This is a genomic window from Allobosea sp. 05T439, assembly GCF_056396005.1.
Window position 1 is genome coordinate 1 of record NZ_JBFTKP010000087.1, and the last position, 7,569, is coordinate 7,569.

The 7,569-nt window shown below is 63.2% G+C and carries 5 protein-coding genes and 2 pseudogenes; 4 read left to right on the forward strand and 3 right to left on the reverse strand.

The window, feature by feature from the left end:
• The coding region (locus AC1DIO_RS34715; RefSeq protein WP_476854893.1) for an autotransporter family protein at nucleotides 1–2,394 on the forward strand (2,394 nt) is incomplete at its 5' end.
• 1,840 nt (nucleotides 2,395–4,234) lie between these two features.
• On the opposite strand, the pseudogene AC1DIO_RS34720 reads toward AC1DIO_RS34715, so the two are convergent.
• A pseudogene (locus AC1DIO_RS34720) lies at nucleotides 4,235–5,002 on the reverse strand (YoaK family protein); the annotation flags it as partial.
• 452 nt (nucleotides 5,003–5,454) lie between these two features.
• On the opposite strand from AC1DIO_RS34720, the gene AC1DIO_RS34725 reads away from it, so the two are divergent.
• The 3 genes from AC1DIO_RS34725 to AC1DIO_RS34735 are packed head-to-tail and all read left to right on the forward strand — an operon-like array spanning nucleotide 5,455 to nucleotide 6,349.
• A complete protein-coding gene (locus AC1DIO_RS34725; RefSeq protein WP_476854897.1) occupies nucleotides 5,455–5,859 on the forward strand; it encodes a phage terminase small subunit P27 family in 405 nt (134 codons plus the stop codon).
• Nucleotides 5,856–6,053 (forward strand): hypothetical protein, encoded by a 198-nt coding sequence (locus AC1DIO_RS34730; protein WP_476854894.1) that lies wholly within the window; start codon nucleotides 5,856–5,858, stop codon nucleotides 6,051–6,053. The genes AC1DIO_RS34725 and AC1DIO_RS34730 overlap by 4 nt, the downstream gene beginning before the upstream one ends.
• Before the next feature lie 47 nt (nucleotides 6,054–6,100).
• Entirely contained in the window at nucleotides 6,101–6,349 is a 249-nt protein-coding gene (locus AC1DIO_RS34735; protein WP_476854895.1) for a DUF6719 family protein, read from the forward strand.
• Between the two features lie 58 nt (nucleotides 6,350–6,407).
• Here AC1DIO_RS34735 and AC1DIO_RS34740 read toward each other — a convergent pair whose 3' ends face one another.
• Together AC1DIO_RS34740 and AC1DIO_RS34745 are read right to left on the reverse strand one after the other, a co-directional pair.
• The gene (locus AC1DIO_RS34740; protein ID WP_476854896.1) at nucleotides 6,408–6,761 is read right to left on the reverse strand and encodes a response regulator; all 354 of its coding nucleotides are present in this window, start codon (nucleotides 6,759–6,761) and stop codon (nucleotides 6,408–6,410) included.
• 483 nt (nucleotides 6,762–7,244) lie between these two features.
• Nucleotides 7,245–7,569: pseudogene (locus tag AC1DIO_RS34745) on the reverse strand (integrase core domain-containing protein); the annotation flags it as partial.

Here is a 7,569-nt window from a genome sequence, read left to right on the forward strand (position 1 = left end):
GGCATCACCGGGGCCAAGGCACAAAATGGCGGCAGTATCAGCCTGACCGGAGGCAGCAGGATCACCTTTTCAGGCGGCGGCGGAAGCAGGGGCCTGGTCGCGTCCGGCGTCGGCAGCACGATCAACGCCCAGGACCTCACAATCACTGCCACCAACGGTGGCGGCGACGACATCGGCGCCCGCGCCGAGGCGGGCGGCCAAGTGCATTTCGTCGGCAGCACGGTGAACGTCACGGGTGCGGGTGGCGGCGAGAAGGGCCTGCAGGCGATCAACGCCGGTAGCGTGATCACCACCCAGAACACCAACGTCAGCGTCAGCGGAGGCGGCGGCAACTCGGGTTTGAATGCCGACGGTGGTGGCCGCATCGAAACGACGGACGGCGTGGTTATTGTCATCAACGGRGTCGGCGGCCGGATTCAGAATGGCGGCAGCGYCACCATGACCGGCACCGATGTCACCGCCTCCGGCATTGGCGGGGTCGGCTTCTCCTTCGACAGTGGCGGAACGAACCTSCTGCGCTACAGCAACGCGGCAATTCAGGCGAGCGATGCCTCATTTTCTGTCCAGRCGGCGATTGCGGACATCGGGCTCGTCAAYACGATCGCGATCACGAACAACAATACCCTGCTGGCGACAGGCGGGGGCGGCAGCACAACGTTCAACGCGCAAGGTTCGACGCTGCGAGGGGTCATCACCACGCCGGCAGGCAATACCAGCAATGTGACGCTKACTCAGGCCACTGCCTGGACGATGACGGGCAATTCGACCGCAACGAGTGTTACCAACGACAACAGCCAGATTATCTATAGCCCTCCCACSGGGGATYTGACGCAGCTCGCGAGTTACAAAACGCTGACCGTGAGAGACTATGTTGGCAGGAGCGGAACGCTCGCTCTCAACACCTATCTCGGCTCCGATGGCTCCCCCTCTGACCGCTTGGTTATTGATGGTGGTCGGGCGAGCGGGACGTCATCGCTGCTGATTTCGAATACCATTGGGCCGGGCGATCTGACCCTAGGAAATGGCATTCTCGTCGTTGATGCCATCAACGCGGGCACGACGGATGCAAGTACATTCGCGCTCAGCAGGCCAGCCGTTGCGGGGCCGTACGAATACGCCCTCCTACGGGGCAGCGTGGACAATTCAGGGGTGCAAAATTGGTATCTGCGCTCGGACCTGACGCCAGTGCCGCCCGAACCGACGCCACCCGAACCGACACCGACGCCACCCGGCCCGACACCAACGCCGCCCGGACCGACACCAACGCCGCCCGGACCGGTCCCTACACCGACGCCACCAAACTCGGGTATTCCGAATTTCCGGCGCGAGGTCTCGCTGTTCGCCGCGCTTCCGGCGATGGGGCTGATCTATGGCCGCACCCTCATCGACAGCCTGCATGAACGGGTCGGCGAATTGCGCCCGCTTGAGCCGCCGCCGGTCACCGAGGAGCGGACGATCTGGTGCAAGAATCCGGAGACGAATTTTCGCTGCACCACCACCGTGCAATTGCCGGCCAGCGCCAGCGTCCCCGGCAGCTCCTATGCTTCGGCCGGCTGGGCCCGGATCATTGGCCGGCACGGCAACCAGGACGGTGGCCCTTGGGGCATCTACCGCAACGGCCCGAACTACGAATACGACATGTACGCCTTCCAGGCTGGGCTCGATCTCTATCGCAGCCTCGACACTGACGGCAGCCGCAACCACGCCGGCCTCTATGCCGCCATCGGCCGGATCGAAGGCGATGTCACCCATTTCAACGGCATCAGGGCCGGCACCAACACCATCGACGGCTATTCGCTCGGCGCCTACTGGACGCATTTCGGACCGTCCGGCTGGTATCTCGACGGTGTCGTGCAGGGCACCTGGTACGATGCGGAGGCCGATTCAAAACGCTTGCTCAAGCTGAAGCGCGATGGTTTCGGCTTCGCGGCCTCGCTCGAGGGCGGCTATCCGCTCCAGCTCGGCAACGGCTTCATCCTCGAGCCACAGGCGCAGATGATCTACCAGACCCTGGCCAACGGCTCCGGCCGTGACGAGGCGGCGCTGGTGCGCTTCAGCGATGTCGATTCTCTGGCAGGCCGCATCGGCGCCCGCCTGGCCAAGAGCTGGACGCTGGAGGAGGATCCGCGCGCCAAGCCCCGCCTGCTCACCGCCTGGCTGAAGGCCAGCCTCTGGAACGAGTTCCTCGGCGATCCCAAGACCTCGTTCTCCTCGGCCACCGGGCTGATCCCCTTCCGCGCCGATCTCGGCGGCTCCTGGGCCGAACTCAGGACCGGTGTCGACGCCCAGATCAGCAGGAATACTGCGCTCTACGCCTCCGCCGGTTACTCGATCGGCCTCAATGGCCGCTCGCACGCCTATGACGGCAGGTTGGGTCTCAAAGTGAGTTGGTAGCGCAGCCTGCCTGTAAGCTGTGAGCGTCCTTGAGACCGGTGTTGAAGGGGCTCAGCGATGGACGCGACATCTAAAGGGCGATTTCGGAGATAGGCGCGGCGGCTGCGGGTGAGCGTCGCGACTGCACCAACCCCGGCTGTGCCTACCCTATCTTGCCTTCAGTCGAGTTGCCCGGAAGCGGACCCTGCAGATGTCGGTGACGGGCCGCCAGGCCAGGATGATTTAATGTTCTCCCTAAAGCTGACATCGGCGAGCTTGCCGCATAGCGGACCTCGCCATGGTCTGAGAAGGGGGGGAAGCCGAAGTTCATTGGTCATGGACCTGAGGCCGGGGCGCGGCCTTGAGCGGGAGCTGGGTCGAGCCCCGAAACGCGGCAGCTTCGCCGGTCACTCAGTTTCGGCGCTCTACGCGTCTTTCTGTGCGGTTAGTACGCCGATCAGTGCGTCGAACGTCCCGTCCAGTGCGCCGATCCTGACGCCGGTTCATACCGGTGGTTTCGGCCTGGGACTGTGATGACTTCAGTACCGCTGCAGTCCCTGTCAGGGCCAATACGGCCGCCGACCACAACAACGAAAGGCCGCGTCGACGTGTGATCCCTTCCGAGTTGAAGACTTCGCTCATGTCCGGGCTCCTCGCGTTCAATGAACCGCTTTTCCGGCCCCCGCCGCCCATCCAGGCCGACGCGTTCGAAGCCCTCACCTGCGTTCGCAAACCACGGCGAGAAACCATCCACGTCACTCATGGAGCATTGTTTATGGGCCTCGAAGGGGTGTCACACAAGCGTATTGGGTCGGCAGCCGAAATCTGGCCAAGGGTGCCCATTCTCCGGCCCATGACCCAGTTGGGCCCTCTGGCAGGCCAGATCCGACCGACAGCCCGTCGCCTCTGACAATGCGTGCGTTGCAGCTTCCATGTCGGAGCTTTGCACGGATAGACCGGAGTTTCTGAGATCTCGGAAAGTCTGGCTTTACGCGTTCGTGGATACGTTAGGCGTCGCGCCACAAGCGAGCCATGTCGACCGCCTGGCCTGATATTCGCCCAGTGGCAGCTGGTGAGGGCTCGCGTCATGGAGGCTGGCCTGCTCGTCATTACATTCCTGGCCGGATACCTGACGGGCTTTTCGGTTGGCGAGCGGCGTTGGAAGAGATCTGCATTCGAAGCACTGGATCTGGTTGCCAACGCGGTTGCCAAACTGCGGAGCGATCCATCTAAGCGACGCGAATAGCTACGGAAGCAAATCCCGCCGATAGTCGAGGCGATGGCCGCAACGGGTCGGTTTTACCCCTTCGATCTCGGTCCGGAAGCTGACGTTCGATGAGGCGGTAGCACACGATAACCCTCGCCTTGGCGGCGCAGGTGAATACCGTCTACGTGCCCTGCCGCCCGTTCCAGCCTGTGATTCACTGTGACGCCCGTCGCCTCGCACGGCGCCCGCACGATGCAGCGGTCAGACCCTGCGCGCCTGATCCGGTCGAGGGGCTTTGTCGCCCGCCCGCGTTGGAGTCAGCGTCCGATCCGCCGTCTTCACCCTGCATGGCGTCAGGGAACAGCGCCCTGGCCCAAGGAGCAGGATTGGCCAGCGCGCACGTGAAGACCGCCTCAGTGCCTTGCTGCCCGTTCCTGCCCATTGATTCAACCGTGACGCCCGGCGCCTCGCACAGCGCCCGCACGATGCGGCGGGCAGACTCTGCGCAAGGCGAACGCATGCGCACCATGCTGCCTGTCGCAGTCGCGGCGCATGGACCATATCGCGCTGATTGCCGCCGGAACGCGACGGCGCTGATCGCTACCGCTCACGCGAGTTCCATCCCAGGAAGGCAGCGCGACACCACGCGAGAAAGTCGGCCAACATCGGCACACCTGCGAGCGAGAAAAGAAGCACCGCGAGCGGAATGGCCGAGACGAAACCGATATGCTTGAACCCCAGGGCGCCGACCACTCCGCCTAGCAAGAACGCCCCGAGCAACGAGGCGAGCAAGCGCAGCTTGCGCCGGTCGGCCAGAACCCGGCCACCAAGCGGGGCTTGCGTGCGGTTCCAGTAGAAGAGCTTTCCGAGCTCGATGCCGATGTCGGTGGCGATGCCCGTCACATGGGTTGTCCGTATCCKAGCGTGCGAAACCTTGGTGATGATTGCGTTCTGCAATCCCATGATAAAGCAGAGCAGCGGTACCGCGGCGACGATCAGGAACGGCAGATACCGCCCCATGCTACCAACAAGGCCGAATGCAAGCAGCAGCGCCGCCTCGAGCAGCAGCGGAAATGCGTACTGTCCATAAGCTGCGTGCCGGCGCCCCCAATTGATCAGGACCGCCGAGCAAGCCGCACCAAGCACGAACGAGATCAGAGCACCAAGGCCCGCAACCGCGAGACCGGCGGCCCCCAAAGCGACGTTGTCGGCCATCTCCGAGACGATGCCGGACATATGCGAGGTGTAATGGCCGACGGCCAGGAATCCACCTGCGTTCACCGCCCCGGCGATAAAGCACAGAGCCAAACCGAGCTGCGCGTCGGCTGCATCGCTTCGCTCAGCTCCCACCAGTCTGCGCAACGGACCGATGAGCTGGGATCGAGCTGCGCGGGTCCTTCTGGCATTGGAATGGACGTTCATGGCCGCAAGCGATCGATAGGGGACGACCGGCCCATCCTTAGCCTCGAGCGTCTTTCCCGCAACTATTGCGCGACCTGCTTGGGCGCCCGCGTGCGCCTAAGCTGGCTAGAGCGGTTCCGCATGCATCCGACCGGCCGGCTMGTCGCTTTGGCCACCCCACCTCGTGATTGACCTGAGCTTTGGGGGGAGGTCAAGGCCCGGGGGGCGGTCAAAAAGGGAGGCCGGGAGCCTCTTCTGACCAACCCGTGGCAACCTTCTCGCGGCAGCGCGTAACTGGTTTTTTGTTTGCACACAGTACACATGTGGGTAGATTTGTGGTCCGTGTTTTTGGGGCGTTTTCCACCATTTGGGAGCAAGATTATGCCGGGCGGTCGTCCACGCAAGCCATCCCTGGAACGAAATAGGGGACGCGACCCATACCGGAAGGGGTCTACAAGCCGGCCGCTCCGATCATCGCGGAGCATTTCGATGCTGAGCAGCGCATGATTTACCGGCAGATCGAGCAGTCGATGCCGGCGGGTTTGCTGACACCCGCCGACAGCCAAGCGATCGAGCGCATGGCCGTCGCCTGGGCGCGCTTCCGCGAGTGCCAGCGCAAGATTGCGACGCTGACGATGTTCACGCGGGGTTTGGTTGGGCAGTTGACGATCTCACCGCTCGTCCGGACCCAGAACCTCGCCGCCAAAGAGATGAACCTCGCCGGCGAGGCGTTGGGGCTGAGCCCGGTGGCAAGGGCCAGGATCAGCGCGCCAGATTCGGTTGATGACGCCCCAATGGCGCTGCTGGTGTTGAGACGGATCTATCAGCTTGTCACACCGCGGACGCCGGCCGGCAAACGATTCAAGGTGGTGAAATGAGCCCAACTGTTACTGCCTGGGCGGTCTCGGCCGGTATTACCGGGACCGCGGTCGGCATCGGCGGATTGATGCTGATGCTGGTAGAATCGCCGACGCCGATCGACCGCACTGGTCATTTGATCGCGCGCGGCATGCTGGGTTTCTCGGCTTGCCTGCTCGGATTCGCCATTGGCCATGCAGCGGGGATCATCTGATGAGCACTGGCGGATTATCGCTACATTTTTCGCAGGGGGGAACGTTCATGAAGCAGTTCGCGGTACTGGCCGCCGCTCTATGCGTCGCATTCGCCGACGCACCTGCAAGCGCGCAGCAGATCTACGAAAAGGAGCCAGCAAAGGGGACGATGCGCTACGGCGAAAAGATACTGGTCGACAACGGGGAATGTCCAAAGGGACAGATTCAAGAGGTCACAGGCGGAACCTCACCAGGTCGGCATGCACGACACGGCCGAGGAATGGATCGTGAGAGACGGTGCATATCCCATCCGTAGACACCATCGCGCTACTGGCGAAACATACCTCCCGTCGCTACCCACGGGTGCTGCCGCATTAGGTCTTCTCGTGGGGACCAAGCGCAGCGGCGATCGCCTCGAACAGGACAGTGTTTCGCAGCGGCTTCGACAGGATCGAAATGATGTTGGCTGCCCCAAACACATCGCGCGCTCTAAGATCGCCATATGCGGTAATCACGATCGTCGGAATATGGATGCCGGCCTTCAACAGTTGATGGTGAAGCTCGACGCCGGTCATCCCTGGCATCTGTACGTCCAAGATAAGGCAAGCGGGTAGACTTTCGGTCAGCGCCGCCAGAAATTCGCGAGCTGAGCTGAAGGTCCCGGTGTCATACCCACGAACACGCAACGTCCGGCGCAAGGACCTAAGGACTGACGGATCGTCGTCCACGATTGCGATCCAGGAAGAATCTTGCATAAGGCCAAATGTGCCGAGATTTCAGCGGGTTGTCGACCTGACCGTTGGGCCAGTGCACCGGGTTAAGTCCAGGCGGTAAACTTCCGTAGCGTCGCTGTCGTTGCGCAGGACCTTGTAGAAGGCGTGGCGCAACTTGCCGTCATCGGTCCAGGCGCGGATCGCCTCGCACGGCGCCCGCACGATGCAGCGATCAGACCCTGCGCGCCTGATCCGGTCGAGGGGCTTTGTCGCCCGCCCGCGTTGGAGTCTGCGACCGATCCCGGCGTCTTCACCCTGCATGGCGTCAGGGAACAGCGCCCTGGCCCAAGGAGCAGGATTGGCCAGCGCCCACGCGAAGACCGTCTACGTGCCCTGCTGCCCGTTCCAGCCCATGATGCACCGTGACGCCCGTCGCCTCGATGCGGCGCGCGCACGATGCGGCGGAACAGAGCGACAAGAGCCGCCTCGATTGCGCCGCTAGCTGTGGAGCGTCAACAGGTTGTCCTCGTCGCGAGCGAGTCTGCTGATGGGTGTCTTGGCCTGGATTCCGCCGTGGGGGCGATGCCAGTTGTAGTGATGGAGTCAGCGCGGCAGCTCTTCGGCTCTGCGATCTGAGTGGGGATAGGGTCTGGCATAGGCCCATTCGCGTAGCACCGTCTGGATGAAGCGTTCGGCCTTGCCGTTGGTCCTGGGGGTGTAGGGCCTGGTCCTGATCTGGCGCAGGCCGAGGTCGCGGCAGGCGTGGCGGAAGGCATGGGCTTTGTAGCAGGGGCCGTTGTCGGTCATCACGCGCGCGACGGTG